The organism is Micromonospora sp. CPCC 206061 (assembly GCF_036906915.1).
Classification (GTDB): Bacteria; Actinomycetota; Actinomycetes; order Mycobacteriales; family Micromonosporaceae; genus Phytohabitans.
Genome location: NZ_JBAKHX010000050.1, coordinates 1 through 22,775, shown reverse-complemented (window position 1 = coordinate 22,775; position 22,775 = coordinate 1). Strand labels below are relative to the sequence as shown.

At 69.6% G+C, this 22,775-nt stretch carries 16 protein-coding genes; 7 read left to right on the top strand and 9 right to left on the bottom strand.

Going from position 1 to position 22,775, the window contains the following annotated elements:
- Window positions 1–186 precede the first annotated feature (186 nt).
- A complete protein-coding gene (locus tag V6V89_RS27450; RefSeq protein WP_334622328.1) occupies window positions 187–783 on the top strand; it encodes a hypothetical protein in 597 nt (198 codons plus the stop codon).
- Window positions 784–1,011: 228 nt separating this feature from the next.
- Here the strand turns inward: V6V89_RS27450 and V6V89_RS27445 are convergent, their stop codons facing one another.
- Window positions 1,012–3,936 (bottom strand): glycoside hydrolase family 48 protein, encoded by a 2,925-nt coding sequence (locus V6V89_RS27445; protein WP_442935227.1) that lies wholly within the window; start codon window positions 3,934–3,936, stop codon window positions 1,012–1,014.
- A 1,056-nt stretch (window positions 3,937–4,992) separates the two neighbouring features.
- Here V6V89_RS27445 and V6V89_RS27440 point away from each other — a divergent pair.
- Genes V6V89_RS27440 through V6V89_RS27430 form a run of 3 tightly spaced genes read left to right on the top strand, consistent with a single transcriptional unit; the run spans window position 4,993 to window position 9,052 of the window.
- A complete protein-coding gene (locus V6V89_RS27440) occupies window positions 4,993–6,504 on the top strand; it encodes a GH1 family beta-glucosidase (RefSeq protein WP_334622327.1) in 1,512 nt (503 codons plus the stop codon).
- Between the two features lie 52 nt (window positions 6,505–6,556).
- Window positions 6,557–7,546 carry a phosphotransferase family protein gene (locus V6V89_RS27435; protein ID WP_334622326.1) on the top strand — a complete coding sequence of 330 codons (990 nt, stop codon included), beginning with the start codon at window positions 6,557–6,559 and terminating at the stop codon, window positions 7,544–7,546.
- A 21-nt stretch (window positions 7,547–7,567) separates the two neighbouring features.
- Window positions 7,568–9,052 (top strand): protein kinase domain-containing protein, encoded by a 1,485-nt coding sequence (locus tag V6V89_RS27430; protein WP_334622325.1) that lies wholly within the window; start codon window positions 7,568–7,570, stop codon window positions 9,050–9,052.
- A gap of 26 nt (window positions 9,053–9,078) precedes the next feature.
- On the opposite strand, the gene V6V89_RS27425 is transcribed toward V6V89_RS27430, so the two are convergent.
- From V6V89_RS27425 to V6V89_RS27415, 3 genes are all read right to left on the bottom strand, one after another.
- A complete protein-coding gene (locus V6V89_RS27425) occupies window positions 9,079–9,501 on the bottom strand; it encodes a roadblock/LC7 domain-containing protein (protein ID WP_334622324.1) in 423 nt (140 codons plus the stop codon).
- Window positions 9,498–11,933, bottom strand: coding sequence for a sensor histidine kinase (locus V6V89_RS27420; RefSeq protein ID WP_334622323.1), 2,436 nt, complete (start codon window positions 11,931–11,933; stop codon window positions 9,498–9,500). The genes V6V89_RS27425 and V6V89_RS27420 overlap by 4 nt, the downstream gene beginning before the upstream one ends.
- Window positions 11,934–12,147: 214 nt before the next feature.
- Window positions 12,148–13,677, bottom strand: a complete 1,530-nt coding sequence (locus V6V89_RS27415; protein ID WP_334622322.1) for an FGGY family carbohydrate kinase — start codon at window positions 13,675–13,677, stop codon at window positions 12,148–12,150.
- Window positions 13,678–13,878: 201 nt separating this feature from the next.
- Here V6V89_RS27415 and V6V89_RS27410 point away from each other — a divergent pair, with 201 nt between their 5' ends.
- Entirely contained in the window at window positions 13,879–15,861 is a 1,983-nt protein-coding gene (locus V6V89_RS27410) for a chorismate-binding protein (protein WP_334622321.1), read from the top strand.
- Window positions 15,862–15,947: 86 nt separating this feature from the next.
- Window positions 15,948–17,162 (top strand): pyridoxal phosphate-dependent aminotransferase, encoded by a 1,215-nt coding sequence (locus V6V89_RS27405; RefSeq protein ID WP_334622320.1) that lies wholly within the window; start codon window positions 15,948–15,950, stop codon window positions 17,160–17,162.
- 169 nt (window positions 17,163–17,331) lie between these two features.
- Here the strand turns inward: V6V89_RS27405 and V6V89_RS27400 are convergent, their stop codons facing one another.
- The 4 genes from V6V89_RS27400 to V6V89_RS27385 are packed head-to-tail and all read right to left on the bottom strand — an operon-like array spanning window position 17,332 to window position 21,525.
- On the bottom strand, window positions 17,332–18,537 hold the full coding sequence (locus tag V6V89_RS27400; RefSeq protein WP_334622319.1) for an ABC transporter ATP-binding protein: 1,206 nt from the start codon (window positions 18,535–18,537) through the stop codon (window positions 17,332–17,334).
- Between the two features lie 3 nt (window positions 18,538–18,540).
- Window positions 18,541–19,368 carry a carbohydrate ABC transporter permease gene (locus V6V89_RS27395; RefSeq protein ID WP_334622318.1) on the bottom strand — a complete coding sequence of 276 codons (828 nt, stop codon included), beginning with the start codon at window positions 19,366–19,368 and terminating at the stop codon, window positions 18,541–18,543.
- Window position 19,369: 1 nt separating this feature from the next.
- The gene (locus V6V89_RS27390) at window positions 19,370–20,263 is read right to left on the bottom strand and encodes a carbohydrate ABC transporter permease (RefSeq protein WP_334622316.1); all 894 of its coding nucleotides are present in this window, start codon (window positions 20,261–20,263) and stop codon (window positions 19,370–19,372) included.
- Entirely contained in the window at window positions 20,260–21,525 is a 1,266-nt protein-coding gene (locus tag V6V89_RS27385; RefSeq protein ID WP_334622315.1) for an ABC transporter substrate-binding protein, read from the bottom strand. Before V6V89_RS27385 ends, V6V89_RS27390 begins: the two co-directional genes overlap by 4 nt.
- Before the next feature lie 266 nt (window positions 21,526–21,791).
- Here V6V89_RS27385 and V6V89_RS27380 point away from each other — a divergent pair, with 266 nt between their 5' ends.
- The gene (locus tag V6V89_RS27380; protein ID WP_442935226.1) at window positions 21,792–22,214 is read left to right on the top strand and encodes a hypothetical protein; all 423 of its coding nucleotides are present in this window, start codon (window positions 21,792–21,794) and stop codon (window positions 22,212–22,214) included.
- Here V6V89_RS27380 and V6V89_RS27375 read toward each other — a convergent pair.
- A complete protein-coding gene (locus tag V6V89_RS27375; RefSeq protein ID WP_334622314.1) occupies window positions 22,211–22,696 on the bottom strand; it encodes a pyridoxamine 5'-phosphate oxidase family protein in 486 nt (161 codons plus the stop codon). The genes V6V89_RS27380 and V6V89_RS27375 overlap by 4 nt on opposite strands.
- Window positions 22,697–22,775: the final 79 nt, after the last annotated feature.

Sequence of the window (22,775 nt, the reverse complement as noted above, 5' to 3'; positions counted from 1 at the left end):
AGATAGCGGGAGAGGCCGCCACGGGGGAAGCGGCCTCTCCACTCATCACGGTACCCCCAAATTCACATTCGCGGGAGAGCGCCGTGAGTCTCTGTCGTTCCGGCCGGTCGGGCGGCCCGGAGTGGCACAGCAGTGACTAGAGTGACGGCCGGTCCGCTTGATCGCCTTACGAGGAGGCCCGCGCCCGTGCCCGACGACGTCACCGCACCGTCCGATCGTCCGGTGACCCGAGTGCGGTTCCCACGGATGGTGCGCGAGTACGCCTGGCTGGCCGCCGCGGTCGGACTCGGCGTCGTGGTACTTCTGTGCTCGCTGCCGTTCGTGTCGGGTACCGGACTCACCTGGAACTCCGCCGAGCCGGTGGCGGTCGCGAGCAGCGCGCCCACCGCGACGGCCGACCCGACCACGCCCAGGCCGTCGCCGTCCGCGGCCACCGCGAAGCCCTCGCCGAGCCGGACCACCCAGGCTCCCCGCAAGCGCACCACCACCGCGCCGACGACGGCGGCCGCGCGCCCGTCCCCCTCGATCGCCGCCGCACGCACCTTGCTCGGCCCGGAGGCCGCCGACGGGTTGTGGCAACTCGTCGGCGGCTACTGCCAGCGCGGCGAGGCGTGGGCGAAGCCGGGCGAGAACGGCGACGGTAACTGGTGGTGCGTGCGCTGGAACCGGTCGCCGGAGGTCGCCGACATGAGCGCCGCCTGCCGCAACACGTACGGCCGCAGGGCGTTCGCCGAGACCTCGAACCGCCGCGACCCCTTCGCCTGGCGCTGCTACCGCCGCTGACCCCACGCATGGAGCCGGGCGGGGGCACCGTGGTGCACCCGCCCGGAGGCTTGTGGGTGGTGGGCCGGCCGAAACGCTGCGTTGGCCACTCCGGCCGACCCACCACTGGTTGGCCTGACCGTGGGAATCAGGCCGCTAGCCAGCCCGACCGTGGGAATCGGACTGTCTATTAAGGGCTCCGGGATGAGGGGGAAGGAGAGACCCCTCATCCCGGGGCGGCTACCGGAGTCAGTCCCCGATCAGCCGGTCGTAGTCGTGCAGTGCCATGGCGACGTCCACCTGCGCCCAGAACCGGTGGTAGTTGAACGTGGGTACGGCGCCGCCGTTCAGGTACGCCTCCACCTTCGGCCAGTCCGGGTCGTTGCGCAGGAACGAGCGGATGCTGAGGAAGGTGCTGTTGGAGTTGATCTGGTCACCGTTCGGCATGACACCCGTGTAGCCCGGCGGGATGTACAGGCCCTGGCCGGTGCTGGCGTTGTAGGTGTCGTCGAAGCGGTTGTAGTCGGCCTTGGTCTCCGGCACCGACACGCCCTTGTCGTCCTTGTGGAGCAGGACGGCGTCGAGGAGCGCCTTTGCGGTGGCCTGGGCCTGGGTGTTGCCGGACTTCGCCCCGTAGTAGGTGAGCGTCCGGGCGTACGCGCCGGCGACACCGACGTCCTGCGTGTGGTCGACGATCGAGACCCGCAGGCCGGCGTTGTTGACCGACGTGGTGCTGCTGGTCCAGTTGCCGCCGGGCTGGCCGGTCCAGCTCAGCGTCGACGGGATCTGGTAGTTGGCCCCGCTGACCGTGGTGTTGGCGATGGCCCACGCGACCCACTTGTCGAGCAGCGCCTTGGCCTGCGCGTTGCCGGTCTCGTGGTAGTACTCGGCGACCCGCTCCATGCTCCACGCCTGGAAGCCGAACCACTGGTTCGACGGCGGGTCGTGGTAGACCGGCTTGTCGTCGTACACCATGCCGTAGAAGGTCGGGCGGCCGGCCGGGCGGGCGCTGTAGTCGCCGTTCCAGCTGTTGGTCGCGCCACCGGCGATCGCGCCGTCAGCCGACTGGAGCCAGGTGTAGAACTGGATCTGCCGGTTGAGGCTGGTCGCCCAGTCGGTCTGCGCCGACGCGGACCGCGGGATCAGCTCCGGGGTGGTCGACAGCGCCCACGCCGCGAACGGGTTCTGGTAGCCGCCGTGGTTGTGGCTGGAGCCGATCCGCCACGCCCAGGTGTTGCTGCCCTGCGGGCCGCCCCAGGCGTAGTACCAGGAGAGAAGGTAGTTGGAGCTGCTCTTGCCGGTGCCCGCGGCACAGGTCGGCGAGGCGCAGCCGGGGTTCTTGTAGTACTTGTCGTACATCGAGTACCGCAGGTAGTCACCCATCTGGGCGGCCTTCTGGATGGTCGGCAGGATGGCCGACTGCTGGCCCTGCTCCTTGGCCCACTTCAGTGCCCAGTACGCGGCCTGGACGGCGCGCGCGTCGGCGTCGGGGGCGTTGGTGTAGCGCCACTGCTGGGTGTACGACGAGTCACCGAGGAAGATCGGCAGGAACCCGCCGTTGCCCTGGCGACCGAAGTTGAACGTCTCGCAGGAGGGGTGCGGCACGGTCTCGAAGACCGACTCCTGCGGGCCGCGCTGGTAGGTGTTGATGTACGCCGGGCGGGTGGTGCGGTCGCCGCACTTGCCGAAGCCGTACACGTTGTCCACATCGAGCAGCCAGTGCATGCCGTAGACCCGGTTGTTGCCGTAGGTCTGGGTCAGCTCGTTGTACAGCGGGTCCTGGCCCACCGACACCGTCGAGTCGAGCTTGCCGCCCTGCTGCGGGTACAGGTCGGGCCGGTTGGCCTCGGGCGCGTAGTCGGCCGGGTCGTTCGGGTTGTAGCCACCCTGCGTCTCGGACGGGATGATGTAGCGCTCCATGATCCCCCAGGCGTTGTTGAACGGCGTCCAGTTCTGCGTGGCACGGCCGTACATCGCTTCCAGGGAAAGCCAGTAGCTGAACGCCTCGGAGGTGGTCTCGTGACCGTGGTCGGGCGCCTCTACGAGCAGCGTCTCGACCGAGTGGTACGGGATGCCCTCGGGGCTGAAGTACCCGTTGGCCGGCGCCTTGAGCTTGTTGTACAGCTCCATGAACTCGTCGGCGTACCGTCCGGGCTGCTGGGTGTTCTCGTCGTCCTGGACCGTCACCTGGGTGACCGACGACGTGTAGTTGGTGGCGCTGGCGGTGATCGTCGCCGTGTCGTTGGTGGCGTCGGCGTCCTGCGCCGCGTTCACCGGGACGTTGACGCCGGTGCTCCAGTTGCCGGTGGTGATCGTCGCGCTGTTGGCGCCCAGGGTGATGTCAGCGTCGCCGGTCTTGGCGAGGTTGACGGTCACCGGGCCGGTGGGCGCGGCGCTGAGCTTGACGTTCAGGGCTGAACTGCTGCCCTCGGCGATGGACAGGGTTGGCGGCGTGACGACGTTGGCCTGGCCGGTGCCGGTGACCGTGAACGCGACCTCGTCGGTGCCGGTGAGTCCAGCGCTGTCGTACGCGCGGGCCTGCGCGGTGTACGAGCCGGCGGGCAGGCCGGTCATCGAGTACTCGTACGGCGCCGCGCTGTCGGTGTTGACCAGCATGCCGTTGCGGTAGAACTCGACGCGCGCGACCGGGCCCTCCAAGTCAGTCGCGGTGGCCGCAAGGTTGACCGTGGCCGGCGCGGTGAACGTGGCGCCGTCGGCCGGGCTGGTGATGTCGACGGTCGGCGCGGTGTTGACCGCCCCGTTGCACGTGACGCCGTTGATGGTGAACGCCGTGGGCTTGGCGTTGGTGCCGGAGTACGAGGCGTTGAAGCCGATCGTGAGCGACGCGCCGGTGGCGAGGTTGCCGTTCCAGGCGGTGTTCCTGGCGGTGACCTGGTTGCTGCCGGCGGCCTGGTTCCAGGTGGCCGACCAGCCCTGCGTGATCCGCTGGTTGCCGGGGAACGCGAAGCCGAGGGTCCAGCTCGTCAGCGGGTCACCGATGTTCTTGATCTGCACGTTCGCGGTGAAGCCGGTGCTCCAGTCGTTGGTCGTATAGACGACGTCGCAGGAGGTCGCGGCGTAGGCCATGCCGACTGGTACGCCGACCATCCCGCCCGCGACCAACGCACCAGCGGCCACCATGGCCACTCGGCGTTTTCTTGCGGTGAGCTTCATGTGGGGGTGTCTCCTCGCGGACCTGGCCGAGCCCGTGGGGCCTCGGCGGGCACCTTCTACGCGGTGGTGAGCAGCGCGTAGGGCGGAAGGCGCCGGTAACGTTGGTCAGCCCGTCCCGGACCGGGAGGCGAACGACGCACGTCGTTCACATTTGGGCGCCGTTCCCGATGGGGATGCCCTCGGCGACCCGCCGCTCGCGCAGTTCTTTGGCTCCCTTGCGCGGTGTTCGACAGTCTTGCATGGGAGCGCTCCCGCAGCAAGTGACGGCTTTTTCCCGCCCCACGTCGCATCGACACACGTGCCCTGACCTGCGATCTAGCGGCACAGTGGAGTTTCACGAGGGTTGGCGTGTTGTTTCGATCTTGTTTTGGGTCTTTCACAAACCCGTGACGCGGACTACAGTCCTCACCAACGTCGATGGGAGCGCTTCCATTGATGTCAATGCAAGACATGGGACTATACCGACACCGACGGTCTAGTCCCCAGCCATCTCAGCCGCAGAGCTGACGGCGGGCCAGCCCGGACTCCGCCGCCAGCGTCTCACCCCCCGGTCGAGAGGAGGTGGAACCAGAGCCACTCGCGTGGCCCGGCTCCCGCGCGACATGCGCGCCGAGGAGGCAGATTCCTTGGACGCCATGTATGTAACGATGGTGGGGACGGGGGTTGCCCTCCCCGTCCCCACGCTAAGCCCTCTTGATAATCGGGGGAATCGGTCGACTGCGCCTAACCGGTCGACCGAGTCGGCATTATCGGCAATCGGACGTGCCTCACCTCTCGCCACCGACCACCAGACAGCCACCCTGGTCGGTCAGCGCCGACCGACTTCTGCCACCTCTCTAGTTCGGCCAGGTTCCAACCCTGACGCACGGCGCCGCCGCCGCGCGCGCCAGGGCCGGTAGATGCCCGCCCTCATGCGGTCCAACCGGCCGAGCGATGTAACCAGAGCACCGGGAACATCGCTACCCGATCACCCCATTTCCATCTGCCACGATCCGGGTTAGCCTTGGGAGCGCTCCCAGACCATGGGGATGGGAACACCACCGAGGAGACCCGAAGATGTCCGTACCCACCAGGCGGCACGACGACCGCCGCGCCGTGCAGTCCGCGTCCGGTGTGTTACCGGCACCCGCGTCGAACGGCGCCGCCCACGAGGCCAGCCCCGGCGCCGCCGTCGACCCCGCGGCCACCCACGGCAGCTCACCGGCAGAACCCAACCAGCCCTTCCCGGGCCCCGAGCCGGACGCCCGGCTCGGTTTGGCGTTTCCGGAGGGATTCGGCTGGGGAGCCGCTACGTCCGCGTACCAGATCGAGGGCGCCACGAAGGACGACGGCCGCGGTGAGTCGGTGTGGGACACCTTCAGTCACACGCCCGGCAAGACCCGCAACGGCGACACCGGTGACATCGCCGTCGACCACTACCACCGGTACCCGCAAGACCTGGACCTGATGCGCGACCTCGGGTTGCGCTCCTACCGGTTCTCGATCTCCTGGCCGCGCATCCAGGCGGACGGCACCGGCGCGCCCAACCAGCGCGGCCTCGATTTCTACCGCCGACTGGTCGACGGGCTGCACGAGCGTGGCATCGAGCCCATGGCGACGCTCTTCCACTGGGACACGCCGCAGGCGCTGCAGGACAAGGGCGGCTGGGCATCGCGTGCGACGGCGTACCGGTTCGCCGACTACGCCGAGGCCGTCTACGCGGCCCTCGGCGACGCCGTGCCGGTATGGCTGACCATCAACGAGCCCAAGACCGTCGTCCAGAACGGGTACATCCAGGGTCACCACGCGCCCGGCCTGCACGAGGAGAGCCTGGCATACCAGGTCGCGCACCACCTCCAGCTCGCGCACGGCCTCGCGGTGCAACGGCTGCGCGGCATGGGCGGCAACATCCGGATCGGCCCGGCGTTCAACCTGCACCCGTGCTACCCCGCCGACGACACCCCGGAGGCGCTCGCCGCCACGCGGCTGTTCGACGGGTACGAGAACCGGCTGTACCTCGACTCCGCGCTGCGCGGTCACTACCCCGCCGACGTGCTCGCCGACCAGGGGCCCGACAGCCCCTTCGCGCGGTCCATCCAAGACGGTGACCTGGAGATCATCCACACGCCGATCGACCTGCTCGCCGTGCAGTACTACACGCCGCTCTACATCAAGGGCGACGGCAGCACCGAGCAGCGGCACGCCACCACCAAGGCGTTCTGGCAGCAGATCTACCCCGAGGGCATGTACGACATCCTCACCCGGGTACACCGCGACTACGGCCCGGTCTCGCTCACCGTCACCGAAAACGGCCTGCCCTGCCCAGACGTCCTCGGCCCCGAAAACGACATCGACGACGTCGAGCGGGTCGCGTTCCTGCGCGACCACTTCGCCGCCGCGCACCGAGCAATCGCCGACGGCGTGCCGCTGGAGAGCTACCATGTCTGGTCGCTGCTCGACAACTTCGAGTGGGACCAGGGATACGAGGAGCGCTGGGGGCTGGTCTACGTCGACTACACCACCCAACAGCGCATACTCAAGCGCAGCGCCCGCTGGTACCAGCGCGTGATCGCGGAAAACGCGGTTTGACGTCCTATGTAGGGGCGCGCGGCGCGCGCCCCTACATTTGCCAGGAGACGCTGTGGAAAGCCTAACCAAACGCCAGATCACCGAGGACGAGCTCGTCGCGCTCGTCCGCCGCGGCTTCGGCCCCACCGCGGCCATCGACGAATGGCGCGAGCTCACCGACGGCACCTACAACGCCGCGTACGCCCTCACCGTCGACGAACGCCCGCTGGTGCTCAAGGTCGCCCCGCCGCCCGGGCTCGACCTGCTCACGCACGAGGTCGACCTCATGCGCACCGAGGCCGAGTTCTACCGCCGCGCATCGGCCGCAGGCATCCCGGTGCCCGAGGTGGTGTTCGCCGACTTCGACCGCGCGCTGCTCAGCAGCGACTACGCGTTCCTCAGCCTGGTGCCGGGCACCGACCTGAACACCAGCAAAGACGGCCTGACGGCCGCCCAGGTCGCGGTGGCGCGCGCGGAGATCGCGGCACTCACCGCCCGCCTACACACGATCACCGGTCCAGGATACGGGTACCCGCTGCGCGAGAGCCGAAGTTGGCGACCGACCTGGCGTGCGGCGTTCGGCGCGATGGTCGACGACCTGCTGGCAGACGCGTCCCGGCTGAACAAGCCGCTGCCGACCTCGCCCGAACGCATCGGCGAGCTGCTGCGCCGCCACGCCGACGTCCTGGACGATGTGGACCGCCCGGCGCTGGTCCACTTCGACCTGTGGGACGGCAACGTCTTCATCGACACCGACGGCAGGGTCACCGGTCTGATCGACGGCGAACGGGCATTTTTCGGTGACCCGGTGGCCGAGTTCGTGTCGCTGGCGCTATTTCGCGACCTGTCCGACGCGCCCGAACTACTCGCTGGATACGCCGAGGGCAGCGGGGCGCCGTTCGCCCTGACCAGCAGCGTGCGGCGGCGGCTCAACCTGTACACCACATATCTCTACGTAATCATGGCGATCGAAGGCGCGACCCGCGGCTGGCAGGGCCCCGAACGCGACCGTTACGAGGCGTGGCTGGGTGAACGCCTTGAGGCACAGTTGGCGTTGCTCTGAACGTCGGAGACACTTAGCGGCATGACGTTCGCGCCCGGGCTGCTCCTGCACGACCGGTACGACATCGTCGAACAGATCGGCGTCGGCGGGATGTCCGAGGTCTGGCTGGCCATCGACCAGGTGCTCGACCGTCCGGTGGCAGTCAAGGCGCTCACCGCCACCCTCGAAGACGACCCCGATCTGATGGCCGCCACCTGGCGCGAGGCCAGAGCCACGGCCAAGCTCACCCACCCGCACGTCACGCAGGTGTACGACTACGGTGAGGAAACGCTGCGTAACGGCGCCATCGTGCCGTACCTGGTGATGGAACTGCTCGACGGGCGCAACCTCGCCGACCGGCTCACCGACGGCCCGCTGCCGTGGCCCGACGCCGTACGGATGGCCTCCCAGGTCGCGTCCGGGCTCGCCGCCGCCCACCGGATGGGCGTGGTGCACCGCGACGTCAAACCCGGCAACGTCATGCTGACCGACACCGGCGCGAAGGTGCTCGACTTCGGCATCGCCGCGTTTTCCGGCACCCGCCCCGACGTCGACGGCGCGTGGCTGGTCGGCACGCCCGCGTACGCCGCACCCGAGCGGCTCACCGCCGGCTCCCCCGACCCCGCCGCCGACGTGTACGCCCTCGGCGCCCTGCTCTACGAGTCGCTCACCGGCGAGCCGCCGCTGCCCGTGGTCACCTGGGACGAGGCCGAAGCCGCCCACCGGACGGCTCCCACCTTCGCCCCGCCCGCGGTGCCGGACCTCCCGCCCGCCGTGGCCGCGCTGTGCCTCGCCTGCCTGTCCCGTGACCCCAGCCGCCGTCCGCGCGCCCAACAGGTCGCCGACGCGCTCGAAGCCGCCGCCACGCCGGCCAAGGAGCGCCGCCCGGTCGACATCCGCCGCCCCACCGGCCCGACGTACCAGCGCGGCGTGGCCCGCGCGGCGGCGGCGCCCGGCGGCTCACCGTCCGGCGACGCGCGCTTCCCGTCCGGCGGCCGCGTGCCCTCCCCCGGGCCGCGCACCGCCATAGCCCGCGCGGTGCCGCCGTCCGGCCCGCCACCACGCCCCGGCGCCATGGTCGCGCCCCGGCGCCGCCTGCGCCCCTCGCTGATGCTGCTCACCGGCCTGCTCCTGGCCGGCGGCCTGACCGCGGCCGCGGTCGCGTCGTTCGTGCCGAGCCAGCAGCCCGGCACCGCCGGTCCGCCCCGCGCCACCGGTCCCGCCCGACCGACCACCGCCGCGCCGGACCCGACACCGACGTCGGCGGCCCAGGTGGTGGCCTTGGTCGAAGAAACCCTGGAAGCCGCGATCGCCGCCGGCCGGGTCGACGATGGCGCGGCGGACGATCTGCGCGACGGCGTCGACGACCTGCGCCAGACCCTCAACCGCGACCCCGACGACCTGCGCCGCGAGGCCGCCGAACTCCTCGAACAGATCAACGACTTCACCGAGGACTCGCTGGACCAGGAAGCCAGATTCGAACTGACCCTGGCCCTGAACCCCCTGCTCTCCAACACCACCAGCTGACCCACGCTCCACGCGGGCCGGAGGGGCTAGCGGGGGAGAGCGCCCTGGAGTTCGGCGCGGAGCGCCGGCGTCAGCATTTCGCCGGCCTGCTTGGCCAGTCGTGCCATCTCGTACCCGACCACGCCGATGTCCGCGTCACCGGCCGCCAGCGTCGCCAGGATCGAACCGTCCCGGATGGCCATCACCAGGAAGTATCCGCGGCCCAACTCGACCACGGTCTGCTTGACCACATCGTTGTCGAACATCGATGCGGCGCCCATGGTGATGCTCATCAGGCCGGACGTCACCGCGGCCAGCTTGTCGGCGTGGCCGCGCGGCAGGTGGTCGGACACGGCGACGAGCAGCCCGTCGGAGGAGACCACGATGGCGTGCGCCACGCCGGGCGTACGGTCGGCGAACGCGCTCACCAACCAGCTCAGATCTCGCGCGTCTTGACTGAGCTCACTCATCGTGCCTCCTGGTTCACGTGCCCCGCGACGAGCCTCGCGGCGGTGTCGGTCTCTTCCGCCTCCGCCCTACGCACTCCCCCGTAGAACCTGGCGAGCATGCTCCCGACCGCCTCCGGGTCCGGCTCCGGCAGCCCCTGGGGTGCTGACGGCGCCGGGGCCCCGGCCTGGTCGGGAAGTTGTGCCATCGGCACCCGCGCTGGCAGGCCGCTGGCGAGTACGCCGCCGGTGACCGGGGTCGCCGGTGGCGGTGTGGAGCCCAGTTCGGGCTCGGCTCCGGTTGGCGGCTCCCCCGACCACCATGTGCTGCCGGTGGCGGACGCGGTGGCGCCCGCCGACTTGAGCACGTCTTCGGCCCGGGTCGGCTGGGTCCGCCGCGCGACGGAAAGGCCTGCGGCGCTGCCCCCAGCACCAACCCCCGCCATAGACACGGCACCAGCCCCCACCGTCGCCGGACCCACGTTCAACCTCAGCTCCCGACTCACTGAATTGGGCACGCTCGCCACCGCGGTCAGCATCGGCCGGGCGGCCGGCTCGGGCAGTTCCCGCGGCGGCGGCGCCGGTGCCAGCAGGGCGGGCGCGAGCCGTACCGTCGCCACCAGCCCTCGGTTGGGCGCCGCGCTGAGCTGTACTCGAATGCCGTGCCGCGCGGCCAGGTGGCTGACCACGAAGTGGCCCATGCGCTCGGACGCCGCCACGTCAGCGGCCGGCGGCTCGGCGAGCAGCGCGTTGGCCTCACGCATCGACTTCTCGGTCATGCCCAGGCCCTCGTCGGTGATCTCGATGACCGCGCTGCGCCCGGGGGCGGACTGGGCCGTGATGTGCACCGGCACGAACGGCGGCGAGAAGTGCGTGGCGTTTTCCAGCAGCTCGGCGAGCAGGTGCACCAGGTCTGCGACGGCGTGGCCGACGACCCACACCTGGTCGAGGGCGTCCTGCCGGACCCGGGTGTACTCCTCGATCTCCGCGGCGGCGGCTAGCACGACCGTCGACAGGGCGACGGGCTCGTTCCACCGGCGGCGCGTCTCGGTGCCGGCGAGCACCAGCAGGCTCTCGTCGTTGCGTCGCATGCGCGCGGCGAGGTGGTCGAGCTTGAACAGGTTGGCGAGCTGGTCGGGGTCGACCTCGCTCTTCTCCAGCTCGTCGAGGAGTTCGAGCTGCCGTTCGACGAGGACCTGGCTGCGGCGGGCCAGGTTGACGAACATGGCGTTGACGTTGCGCCGCATGGCGGCCTGCTCGATGGCCAGGTTGACGGCGCTGCGATGTACGGCGACGAACGCGTCGGACACCTCGCCGACCTCGTCCATGGAGCTGACGGCCGACTGGGAGACCTCGATGTTGGGCACGCCGACGTTGACGGCGCGCAGCCGTTCTAGCGCGTCGGGCAGCTCCTGCTGGGCGACGTGTAGCGCGTGCCTGCGCAGCACCCGCAGGGACCGGGCGATCGACCGGCCGATGGCGACCGAGATGAGCAACGCGCTGACCAGCACGATCAGGACCGCGCCCGCGACCAGGATGGTGGTGCGCAGCTGGGCGCCGCTGCGCGAGTTGGCCTCGTCGACCGCGTCGCCGAGCACCCCGCGCTCGACCTCGCGCAGCAGGTCGTGCCGGTCCTCGCTGATCGACCACCAGCGGAACGGATCGAGTACGGCCACGCCGGTGCTGCTGGGGGTCGTGGTCTGCTCCATTGCCACGGCGGCGGCGAACTTGTCGTCGCGGGCAGTCCGCTCGTACCGCTGGAGCTGGTCGTCGGTGGCCGCGACCTGGAAGTCGGCGACCGCGGCGAGCTGCTGGGCCCGCAGGTCGGTCAGCTCGACCTGGTCGGTGGCGCCGTACCGGCCGGCGCTGGCGGCGGCGAAGAGCTTGGCGCGCAGCTGGGAGCTGATCTCCTTGATGCGGGCCAGCTCGACGTACCGCACCACGATCTCGTTGAGCTCGGGCCGCTCCACGCCGGGCGTGGGCTGGGCGAGCAGCGTGAGCAGCGCGTCGATGCTGCGCGTGTACGTGTCGAACACGGTCTGGGCGCTGACGGCGCCACTGGACACCGAGCCGCGCAGCGTGCCGAGGTCGTCGAGCGCGTCGGTGGCGCGGTTGTACGAGGTGCGCCAGGCGGCAGGCCCGTTGGCGAGCGGGTCGGCGGCCGAGCGGAACTCGCTGGCCGACCGGTCGGAGACCTCCTGGTACTGCTGGAGGTCGGCTTCGACCTGGGCGCTGGTCATCTTGTCGGCGACCAGCCCGGCCAGGTCACCGGCCGTGCGGTCACGCTCGGTCTGCAGGTCGTGCACCAGCGTGGTGATCTGCTGGCCGACCGCTACCTCGTCGGCGAACTCGTCGAGCACGGTCGCCTGGCCGATCAGCGAAAACGTCTGCACCCCCGCGACGACCATGAACGCCAGCGACGGGACGACCAGCACGGTGGCGAGCTTCGTGCGCATCCGCCAGTCGCGTACCCGTACGCGCGAACGTCGACGATGCGGGATAACCCGGACATCCAACTTTCGGCGATGGTTCGGAACCGTCCGGTCAGACGGTTCCGGGGCAGCACCTATCACGCCTCCCCCTTACATCCGCCGGCCGCTGGAATCCCCGGAGAGCCAGTCCATCCAATCAGCCGACCGCCCACTGTCAACGCCGCCACCGGGGCTGGGCTCACGAAGGATACTGCGGCTGACCGGATCTTGCCGATCCCGGTGAGCCACCCTCCCCCATCCGTACGATTTGCGGGAATCCACGCAACGCGACGAGCGCCGCGCCCGTGGCACCCACCTCAGGGTTGATCACGTGCCGCACGGCCCTCGGCGCGAGGGCCGTTTGGAAGGCCCGCCGCCACCATGCTGAAGCGGCGACAGCTCCGCCTCCGAGCACCACTTCGACTGTACTGTCGACAGTGGACTCGATCGTCGCCAGGTCACGCGCCACCATGCCGCACACACCGTCCATGAGCCCGGCGAATATCTCCACGGCGCTGGTGGCGAAGCCGATCCCGCCCAGCACACCGGACCCGGCCGGCGCCAGCCCGGGTGGCCGGTCGCCGCCCAGCCGCGGGTCGGCACGCACCTCCCCGCCGGGTTCGACGGCGGCGAGCGCCTCCTCCAGCGCCGCCCCCTCGGGCAGTCGCAGCTCGCGCCGCGCCCACTCGTAGAGGTTGCCGCCCGCCGAGTACGCGGTGCCGGTGACGACCCGCTCGTGGTCGACCCGGTACCGCCACAGCGTGTGCGGCAGCGGCGGCAACGGCGTACCTGGTGGGGCTGCCTGGACGAGCCGCACGGCCGCCGACGTGCCCACCGTGACCGCGGCCCGGGTCGGGTCTTCGCAGCCCGAGCCGACGTTCGAGGCGGCGCCGTCGCCGGTCGGCGGCGCCCACACCGCGTCGCGCAGCGCCGGCCACCGTTTCGCGTACTCCGGCCGCAACCGCCCCTGCCAGTCGCTGGGCGCGAGCGCGGGCAGCTCGCCGGGGCGGGCACCGGCCAGTGCGCACGCCTCGCCGTCCCAGTCGAGCGCGCCGATGTCGAGCAGCCCGGTGCCGGAGGCCTGCGAGACCGACATCGACGCGTCGCCGAGCAGCTCGCCGAGCGCGTACTCGGGCAGTCCCAGGAAGCGTGCCGGCGCGCTGCCGGAAGCCGCGCGCAGCCACGGCAGCTTGACCGTCCAGTAGAAGCGGTGCCACCACGCGCCGGTGCGCTGGTGGAACGCGTCGGCGTCGGCCGGGCCGGTCACGCCGGGCAGCGGGGCTGGCCGGGTGTCGAGCCACGTCACCAGCGGGCCAAGCGGAGCGCCGGCCGCATCGACAGGCAGCACCGAGTGCCACTGCGACGACGCCGCCACCAGCGTGACCCCGTCGAGCCGGCCGGCTGCCGCCAGCTCGTCCAGGCACTCGACCAGCGCGGCCAGGTAGGCCGGCGCGTCGATCGTCGCGGCGCCGTCGTCGTCGACGACGACCGCGACCTTCCGCCGCGCGAGCGCTTCGGACCGCGGCGCGGCGACACCGGGGCCGGCGTCGCCTGGACTGCCCGCCCACCTCCCCGACCACGGCCCGACGAAGTCGGTGCGCGGCGCGAGGGAAGGCGACGCATTGGAGGCCCCGGGGTCCGCGTGAGCGGAGCGAGCGCCAGCCAACTCAGCGTCCAGCACCAGTCCGCGTACCGACGACGTGCCGAGGTCAAGCGCGAGGATGCTCATCGTTCGCCACCCTAATCGGCGGCCTGCTACGCTGCTGCCCATGCTCGCGCGATTGCACTCCTGGTGGCCCGCCACACTGGCGGCCCATCCCACCCGCGCGTAGCACTTACCAACGCGGCCGCCCAGCGAGGCGGCCGCCGTTCATTTTGACGGACCGGCTGTCCGCCCCGAGCGGCCCCCCGGCCCCGAGGAATGGACGACATGGATCTGATCACCGAACTGATCACCGCACAAACCGCCGAATCGCAACCACGCCCTTTCGCGCTGCTGCGCCGCGAAGGCGCGGACCACATCGAGGTGTACACGGGCTCGGCCAGTACGGTCACGACCGTCGACCGGCTCGCCGATATCCCCCTCCCACCCGGCTCACCAGGGCCGCGGACGCTCGCGCTCGTCCCGTACCGGCAGATCATGGAGCGCGGCTTCGCGTGCGTCGACGACGGCGCCCCGCTGGAGTGCCTGCTGATCTCCTCCCGGGCGGAGGTGCCGCTCGACGCCGCCCTCGCCGCCCTGCCGTCTGACGAGGTGCGCGCGTACGGCGGCGCGTTCGACATCCCCGACGACGAGTACGCCGGCACAGTCGACACGGTGCTGCGGGACGAGATCGGGCGCGGGGAGGGTGCCAACTTCGTCATCCACCGCACGTACACGGCCCGCGTCGAGCAGCCGTTGCGGGCCGCCCTGGCCGCGTTCCGGCGGCTGCTGGTGGGCGAGAAGGGGGCCTACTGGACGTTCCTGGTGCACACCGGCGAGCGGACGATGGTCGGCGCCACCCCCGAACGGCACGTCAGCGTCGAAGACGGGCTCGTGATGATGAACCCGATCAGCGGCACGTTCCGCCACCCCGATGGGCCGCCCGACCGCGACGAACTGCTGCGGTTCCTCGCCGACCCCAAGGAGGTCGACGAGCTGTACATGGTGCTCGACGAGGAGCTGAAGATGATGGCCACGGTCGCGGAGCGCGGCGGCCAGGTGGTCGGGCCGTACCTGAAGGAGATGGCGCACCTGACGCACACGGAGTACCTGCTGGCCGGGCGGGGCTCGCTGGACGTACGGGACGTGCTGCGCGAGACCATGTTCGCGCCGACGGTGACCGGCAGCCCGATCGAAAACGCGTGCCGGGTGATCGCCCGCCACGAGCGGCGCGGCCGGCGGTACTACGCGGCGGTGCTGGCGCTGCTTGGCCACGACGAGGCCGGCCGGCAGACCTTGGACGCGCCGATCCTGATCCGCACGGCCGAGTTCACGCCCGACGGGGTGGTCCGGGTGCCGGTGGGCGCCACCCTGGTACGCCATTCGACGACCGCCGGCGAGGTGGCCGAGACGTACGCGAAGGCCGCTGGGGTCCTGGCCGCTCTGGGCCTGCGCCCGGCGTCGCCGCGCTCTCCCGCGGCCGTCGCGGGGCTGGCGCAGGACCCGCAGGTACGGGCGGCGCTGGCGGCCCGCAACGCGCACCTGGCGCGGTTCTGGCTGGAGGAGCGCCCGCCCTCCCCGCCGATCGCCGGGCCCCGGGTGCTGATCGTGGACGGTGAGGACACGTTCACGGGGATGCTGGCGCACCAGCTTCGGGCGCTGGGCCTGTCGGTGACGCTGCGTCCATGGTCTGTTGTCGAACCCCTCGATGAGTTCGACCTGGTCATCGTCGGTCCTGGGCCTGGCGACCCGACGCTTCACGACGACCCCAAGATGGCCGCTATGCGGCGGGTCATCGCCGACCGCCTCGACAGCGGCAAGGCGCTGCTCGCCGTCTGCCTCGGCCACCAGCTGTTGTGCGGGCTACTCGGCCTGACGCTGCACCGCCGCGACGCGCCCTACCAGGGCCTACAGCGGGAGATCGACCTGTTCGGCGCGCGCCGGCGGGTCGGGTTCTACTCTACGTTCACGGCGCTTTCTCTCGCGGACTCGGTCGACACGCCCTACGGGAAGGTGGAGATCGCGCGTGACCCGCTCGACGCGGCGGTACACGGGCTGCGCGGGCCGGCTTTCGCGGGACTCCAGTTCCACCCGGAGTCTGTGCTGAGCGAAGACGGTGTCGCCGTGCTCCAGGACCTGCTGGCTCACCTGGCCCTGGGGCCGGCGGCGCCTGGACTGCCCGCCCACCTCCCCGACCACGGCCCGACGAAGTCGGTGCGCGGCGCGAAGGAAGCAAGCACAGCTGCGACCCTCACCTCGGAGCTGGCTTAGCCGGGCCTTAAACCTGGTGAGAGTTTGAACTAGTCCAATCGACCGGGCCGTACCGCTGCACGACATCGCCCACCTGAGGAGGACCCGTGCGTCACGGCAGCGTCGATCTGGGACTGCTTCGTACAGGCGCGCACAGCCCGTCGGTGTTCGCTCTGAACAGGAGCATGGGCGACAGCGGTGCCCCGCTTGTCGACTTCTGTATCCCGTGCAACCCGTACTTCCCAACGCCGGAGATGTTCGCGCACCTGGCCCAGAACCTGGAGTCGATCCTCAAGTACTACCCGAGCGACTCCGGCTCGATCACCAACAAGCTGTGCAGCGTGCTCGGGCTGCACCCGCAGACGGTGGCGATGGCCAACGGCTCGACGGAGCTCATCACGTGGCTCGACCACCTGATGATCAAGGAGAGCATCGCGATCCCGATCCCGACGTTCGGTCGCTGGACCGACCAGCCGCTGGAGACCGGGAAGCGGGTCGACATGTACCCGTTGCAGGAGTCCGAGGGGTACGCGCTGGACCTGGAGGAGTACGTGGCGTTCATCCGCGCCCGCGGCTCCCGGGTGGCGGTCATCTGCAACCCGAACAACCCGGACGGCGGGTTCCTGCCGCGCCGGGAGGTGCTGCGCTTCGTCGACGCGCTCGGCGACCTGGACCTCGTGGTGGTGGACGAGTCGTTCATCGACTTCGTCGAGGCCGAGCGGCAGCCGTCGGTCGGCCCCGACGCGGCGATCCGCCCGAACGTCGTGGTTCTCAAGAGCCTGGGCAAGAACTTCGGGCTGCACGGCATCCGGTTCGGATACCTGGTGGCCAACCCCGGCATCGCAGGCAAGATCGCCAAGATCCTGCCGAAGTGGAACCTGAACTCGCTCGCCGAGACCGTCGTGCACATGATCCAGGACTACGACACCGAGTATCGGGAGAGCCTGCGCCTGCTCGCCCGGGACCGGTACCAGATGGCCGACGAACTGGCCCGCATTCCCGGCTTGACCGTCTTCCCCTCGCAGGGCAACTTCCTGCTGGTCAAGCTGCCCACCGGGTGGAGCGGGGTCGCCCTGCGCGACTTCCTGCTCACCCGGCACGGGCTCTTCGTCCGGGAGTGCGGCAACAAGCTCGGCATGACCAGCCAGTTCCTGCGGTTCGTGGTCCGCCCGATCGAAGACGTGCGGCTGCTGGTCGACGGGATGCTGAGCTACGGCCGCGTACTGCACGGCGAGAGCGCCCCCTCCCTCCCCTCCCCGACCGACAACCTGATCCCCTACCCGTCCTCCCGCACCACCCACCGCCTAGCCAGCGCCAACTAACCGCCCCCTCTCCCAACCCCCGCCCCGCCCCCTCCCCCGTCCCGCCCCTCGCCCCGTCGATCAAGGGCAAACGCACGTGGTTCGATCTCTTTTCCACGTGCGTTTGCCCTTGATCGTTGCTAATGCCCTTGATCGACGAGGCCAGCCGGGGGCGCGGCAGGCCGCGCCGCTACTCCGCCGCCACCCCCGCAGCGCGGCCCTCGTGCAGGGTCAGGTTCCGGCCGTTTGACGGGTCGAACAGGTGAATCTTCTCCAGGTTGACCCACACCCGCCAGTTCTCACCCTCCTTCACCGCCGACTCCGCCGACAGCCGCGTCACCAGGTTCGCCCCGCCGCCGGTCGGCAGGTCGGACGCGCCCGCGTCCGCCGCCAGCTCCTCCAGCTCAGCCGACGTGGCCCGCTCCCCCTCGACGGTGAAGTACACGTACTTGTCCGACCCCATCGACTCGACCAGTTCGACGGGAGCCTCGAACTGCGCACCCCGCGCCCGCGTCTCGTCGTCGACCAGCGCCGCGTCCTCGAAGTGCTCCGGCCGGATCCCGATGATCAAGTCCTCGGGCGCGTCCGACAGAAGACCACGTATCCGGGACCCGATAGGCAGGTCACCCAGGGCGGTACGCAGGCGGCCGTCCGCCACCGACGCGTGCAGGAAGTTCATCGACGGAGACCCGATGAACCCGGCCACGAACAGATTTTCCGGGTGGTCGTACAGCTGCTGCGGCTCGCCGACCTGCTGGATCGCGCCGGCCCGCACGATGACCACCCGGTCGCCGAGCGTCATCGCCTCGGTCTGGTCGTGGGTGACGTACACGGTGGTGGTGCCGAGCCGCCGCTGGAGCCGCGACACGACGGTACGCATCTGCACCCGCAGCTTCGCATCCAAGTTGGACAGTGGCTCGTCCATGAGGAACGCCTTGGGATTGCGCACGATCGCCCGTCCCATGGCGACGCGCTGCCGCTGCCCACCCGACAAGTTGGCGGGTTTGCGGTCGAGCAGCTGGTTTAGCTCCAGTACCTTGGCCGCGTCGCTCACCTTCTGGTCGATGGTGGCCTTGTCGAGCTTGGCCAGCCGCAGCGGAAACGCCATGTTCTCCCGCACGGTCATGTTGGGGTACAGGGCGTAGGACTGGAACACCATCGCGATGTCACGGTCGCGCGGCGCCTTGTCGTTGACGCGTTCGCCGTCGATGCGCAGGTCACCCGAGCTGATGTCCTCCAGCCCGGCGATCATGTTGAGGATCGTGGACTTACCGCAGCCCGACGGACCGACCAGGATCACGAACTCGCCGTCGGCGATCTCGAGGTCGACGTCGCGGACCGCGACGGTGCCGTCCGGGTACTTCTTGCTGACCTTCTCCAGCACGATGTCGGCCATGAGTCACCCCTTAACCGCGCCGGACGTCAGGCCCGCGACGATCCGGCGTTGGAAGAACAGTACGAACAGGATGATCGGGATCGTGATCACGACGGCGGCCGCCGAGATCGCGCCCGTGGGGTCCTCGAACTGGGACGCGCCGGTGAAGAACGACAGCGCCGCCGGCACGGTACGGGACCGTTCCGTCGAGGTCAGCGAGATGGCGAAGAGGAAGTCGTTCCAGCAGAAGATGAACACGAGGATCGCGCTGGTGAACACGCCCGGCGCGGCCAGTGGAGCGATCACCTTGCGGAACGCCTGTGCCTGGGTAGCACCGTCCATCTTGGCCGCCTTCTCCAGGTCCCACGGGATCTGCTTGAAGAAGGCCGACAGCGTGTAGATGGCCAGCGGTAGCGAGAACGTGATGTACGGCAGGATCAGCCCCGGCCACGTGTCGAAGATGCCAAGCTGCCGCTCGATGTCGAACAGCGGCGACACCAGTGACACCTGGGGAAACATCGCGATGAGCAGTGAGACGCCGACCAGCGTGCCCTTGCCCGGGAAGTCCAGCCGGGCCACCGCGTACGCCGCCATCGTGCCCAGTACCACCGCGATGGTGGTGGAGATGAGCGCGATGCCGATCGAGTTTACGAGCGCCCGCACGAACTGGTCGGTCTCGAATATGGTGCGGTAGTTCTCCAGTGTCCACTCGCGAGGGATGAAGTTGCCGTCGGTCAGCGTGGCCGTCGACTTGAACGACAGCGACACGATCCACAGCACCGGAAACAGCGCGAAAACCACCACGACCGCGTCCAGAAGTCCCCAACGCCACTTGGCGGTACGAGTCTCCATCTCAGCGCCTCCCCTCGTCGCGGCTGCCGGGAGCGGCCGTGCCAAACAGCTTCACGAAGATGAACGCCATGATTGCCACGGTGATGAAGATGAGTACCGACATCGTCGAGCCGATGCCGAGGTTCAACCCGCGCAACAGGTTGTTGTAGGCGAGCATGGACACCGACGACGTCTCGTTGGCGCCGGCGGTCAGCACGTAGATGTTGTCGAACACGCGGAACGCGTCGAGGGTGCGAAACAGCAGCGCCACCAGGATGGCCGGCTTCATCACCGGCAGCGTCACCTTGACAAAGCGCTGCCACGCGGTCGCGCCGTCCATCGACGCGGCCTTGAGCAGATCATCAGGCACCAGCGCCAGCCCGGCGAGCAGCAGCAGCGCCATGAACGGCGTGGTCTTCCAGATCTCGGCCAGGATGATGATGGCTAGCGAGCTTGCCCGCTCGGTCAGAGGGGCCCCATCGGTGAACAGGTTCGCCAGATACCCGGTGCCCGGCGTCCACGCGTACCGCCAGGAGAACGCCGCGACCACCGTCACGATGCCGTACGGGATCAGCGCCGATGTACGCACCAGGCCGCGCCCGACGAGCGTGCGGTGCATGACGACGGCGAGCCCCATGCCGAGCACGAGCTCGACCGCAACCGACACGACGGTGATGAGCATCGTGACGCCGAACGCGGTCCACCAGTACTCGTTGCTCAGCACCGTGATGTAGTTGGACAGCCCGACGAACTCCCGCTCGTCGGGGAACTTCAGGTCGAAACGCTGCATCGAGAGCCAGACCGAGTACAGGATCGGATACGCGGTGACCGCCACCATGACGATCGCGGCTGGCGCGCACAGCAGCCAGCCGAGCCGCCACTCGGCCCGCTTGCCTTCGGACGGCCGCACCGTCATGGGAGCACCCCCTTCGACTCCAGTGCGTCCTGAATGGACCCACGCAGCTCCTTGGCTGTCTTCTCCTCCTCGATCGACGCGGGCGGCGACAGCGTCGCCGACATCACTGTGGAGACGTTCTGATAGGCGGGCGTGAGTGGGCGGTTGGCCGCGTCGCGCAGCTCGGCCAGGATCTCGTCCTTCATCGGGTACGCCTTCGTCATCTCCGGGTCGTTGTAGACACTTTCGATGGTGGGCGGTACGCCGTCGTTGATGGCCGAGAACTTCTGGTGTTCCGCGTTGCGCAGGCACAGGGCGGCTTCGAAGGCGAGGTCCGGGTGCTTGGAGTACTTCGACACCGCCAGGTTGTATCCGCCGATGGTGACTTTGCTGGGGGTACCAGAATCGACGCCCGGGTAGCGCGCCCATCGCACCTTCGCGGCGAGGTCCGGCGCGCCCTCCTGCATGGCCGGGTAGACGAACGGCCAGTTGAGCTGGAACGCCCCCTCGCCGTTCTGGAACTGCAACCGCGCGTCGTCTTCGATGGTGTTCGTGAACGACGGATGTGTCACGCCCGCGGAGGCGAACCTCTGCAGGATCTCCAGCCCGCGCACCGCGCCCTCGTCAAAGACGGCCTTGGTGCCGTCGTCGTTGAGGATGTGGCCGCCGGCGCTCGCGACGAGCGTGTTGTAGAGCACGACCAGCCCCTCGTACTGGGCGCCCATCGTGATGACCTGGTACGGCTTGCCCTGCTGCTTGAGGTCCAGCGCCTGCTGGATCATCTCGTCCCACGTCGTTGGCGGCTGTGGCACCAGGTCCGTGCGGTACCAGAGCAACTGAACGTTGGTGTTTTTCGGCGCCGCGTACAGCTTCCCCTCATACTCGGCGCTTTCCAGCGGCCCGGCGAGCGTGCCCTGCTCGGCCTCGGACTTGTTGGCGCCGGTCCATTCGAGGATCCAGTCGGCGCTGGCGAACTCCTGCGTCCACGTGATGTCGAGCCCCAGCACGTCCATCCCGCTGTCTTCGGCCGCGAGCCGGCGCACCATCTGCACCCGCTGGTCGTCGGCGCCACGCGGCAGTACCTGGTACGAGATGCGGTACTTGCCGGCCGCTTCGGCATTGCAGTCGTCGACCACCTTCTGCAAGTTCTGTTCCTGTGCGTAATAGAAGTTGATGGTGGGTACGCCACTCTCGTCGGAACCGCACGCCGTCATCGGTCCTAACAAGAGGAGCGCGACCGCCGCCGCGGTCGCTCGCACCCACGTGCCTGTGTGTGTCACCACCGACTCCGCCTCCCTCCGGTCGGATGCCGATCACCTGTCTCCCCCACGAAGCCGGACACCAAACCTCGGCACGCTCGCATTAAGGACATAACACCCAGTCTCACAAACCTTGGTCGCGAACTGTGCACAAACGGCTGCTGTCCCCGGGGCGAACCGCGTCGGTACGGTCAAATCGCGGAGTCGCCGCCGACGTCGACACCTTTCGCGGAAAACCACGCCCCGCTCGACGATCCCGGGCATGATCGTCAGCGAAGAGGAGGTACACCGTGTCGGACATCGGGACACTCACGCTGTCGTTCGACGTCCCCGGGATGCCGCCGCTCAAGGACGGCGCTCTCTCCATTTTCTCGGCCGGCCACCGGCAGGCCGGTCGGGTCCGTGCCCTGTTACGCGCGGCCTGTACGGCGGCTCAGCACACCGGCTGGACCCCGCTCACCGACCCCGTCGCGCTCGAGGTCGTGCTGCGCCGCCCACCCGAGCACCACTCCGGCGATGCCACCAACTTCCTCGGCGGCATCGCCGACGTGCTCCAGGACAAGCGCTGGCAGTACGGCGTGCGGCTCGCACACCTCGGCGTGCTCGCCGACGTGGCCCTGTACGCCGACGACCGCCAGATCCGGCAGATCTCCTACCGCGAAGAGCCCGCCGAAACACCGTCGTACTCGGTCCGCGTGGTGGCGCTGCCCTAGGGCCGAAAAGACCACCGCGTGGGAGCGCGCATGTCGGGCTCCCACCCGAAGACGACGCGCGGCGCGACCCGGTACGCCGGCCCGGACGCGCCCGACGAATCCGCCACACCGTCAAGTGACGGCGCCATGTCCCACCCGTACTTGGCGTTGTAGTCGACGACGAACTCGCCCAGCCGCTCGGCGCCGCCGACCCGCTCCGCGACGCCTTCGACGATCACCACCTCGTCGCCGCTCTCCAGGTGCACGCTGATTTCCGGCACAGCCGCGAGATTGTGCCGCGCCAGCGACCCCGTGCTGAACCAGAACCCGCCCGCCAGCCACACACCCCACACCGGCCGGCAGTGCGGGCGTCCACCCGGTCGTGTGCTCGCGATCCAGTAGTTGCGAGCCGCCACCAGCCGCCGCTCCGCCCACTCCCACGGCAGCAGGTCACCCGGTGGCGCCGGTGCGCCGAACATGATGGGACGCTCCGCCGCCGGCATACCCCCAGCCTAGGCCCAATACCGGTGACTTAAGGTCGTGGTGTCCGTTTGACGCGTTTCGGTTTGGTGGCGCCTGTGA